The following is an 802-nucleotide window of genomic DNA, read 5'->3' as shown; positions in this document are numbered from 1 at the left end:
CATTTTCTATGACCGAAATGCCCTATTTGTGCTGGGCTTTTTTATACACTAGCACTGGGGTGAATAGTTACCACAAAATTTTATACATCATCGTTCCTTTAACTCTTTCTTATTTGTAATAACAATCTTATTTTTCTTCTCATCGAATTTAGTATATGCAATCACAATATTAGTTATTTCTGAATGATCCGGAATACCATTGGAAGTTACAGCTTCGGATTTCAGTGGAGCGAGTAATGTACTAAATACCAATACTAAACTAGAAATAATTACAAACATAGATAATCTTAATTGGTTATTTGTTTTAGTTAACATAGATAATTCCTCCTTTTTTTATTATATAGACCTGAATCCGTGATAAAAACGCGTTCAAACTGCTGAGAAAGCTTGATAAATCAACAAATATCACACTTTTTGCTTTTCACTCAATAAGTGAACATCCGAAACTGGGCTAACCCCTTGATATGATTATGTTTTACGGTTCTTTTGATGAGCTGCTGTCACGGATTCAGGTATATAGAATTTAATCTACATTTTTTATTATAAAAGTAAAAAATTAGGTTCATCACCAAAAGATGTACTTGCACCTGTCATGAAAGTATGTTAGCTGTTTCTAGCCGAACCCGCAGTGCAAAACGCTGGATATTTCGGTATCCGTATCCCCGACGTTTCATCAGCTTGATCTTGTTATTCGTTCCCTCCATCTTCCCATTCGAATAATGGGATAAAATGCACGATATAATTTCGTCTGTTCGTTTGACGAGTGATTTTGCGATGGCACGAACAGCGGAACAAGGACAAA

The 802-nt window shown here is 34.8% G+C and carries 2 protein-coding genes; both read right to left on the bottom strand.

Annotated elements, in window-relative coordinates; genetic code table 11:
- Positions 1-87 precede the first annotated feature (87 nt).
- On the bottom strand, positions 88-315 hold the full coding sequence (locus DCC82_RS17075) for a hypothetical protein (protein WP_233253094.1): 228 nt from the start codon (positions 313-315) through the stop codon (positions 88-90).
- A 275-nt stretch (positions 316-590) separates the two neighbouring features.
- The coding region (locus DCC82_RS18465; protein ID WP_233253093.1) for a transposase at positions 591-802 on the bottom strand (212 nt) is incomplete at its 5' end.

The sequence above is a fragment of the Geobacillus sp. LYN3 genome, from assembly GCF_003064505.1.
GTDB lineage: Bacteria > Bacillota > Bacilli > Bacillales > Anoxybacillaceae > Parageobacillus_B > Parageobacillus_B toebii.
Note: the sequence above shows the minus strand (reverse complement) of the source record. Positions and strands in the feature narration are given on the sequence as shown.

Bases quoted from the DNA above. Each gene is read 5' to 3' on its own strand.
- DCC82_RS17075 (WP_233253094.1), bottom strand. From the start codon at position 315: ATGTTAACTAAAACAAATAACCAATTAAGATTATCTATGTTTGTAATT.